The sequence below is a fragment of the uncultured Jannaschia sp. genome (genome assembly GCF_947494055.1).
GTDB lineage: Bacteria > Pseudomonadota > Alphaproteobacteria > Rhodobacterales > Rhodobacteraceae > Jannaschia.
Map to the genome: position 1 here is coordinate 1 of NZ_CANLTR010000234.1, position 261 is coordinate 261.

General features: G+C 52.5%; 1 protein-coding gene. It reads left to right on the plus strand.

Features of this window, described 5'->3' with window-relative positions:
* Positions 1-183: hypothetical protein (locus Q1A87_RS23980; protein ID WP_299657427.1), on the plus strand; the 183-nt coding region annotated here is incomplete at its 5' end.
* Positions 184-261: the final 78 nt, after the last annotated feature.

Sequence of the window (261 nt, forward strand, 5' to 3'; positions counted from 1 at the left end):
AAGATGTCCATTATCGATCATGGACATTATCGACAGCAGAGGCTCACCGTCAGAGCAGTCACAACGGACGGATACGAAAAACCAACATATATCTTCTGTCGAAAAAGCTATGCGAGCTATGGTTTGTCGCGACCATTGACCGATGGATACTGGATCGACCGCAAGGAGGAACGATGGGACTGATCGTAAGCGGGAGCTGGGCCCCACGCCGGTTTCAGCTTGACGGATTGAAGTTCCAGGGGAGGAGTTCGTCGATCCGGC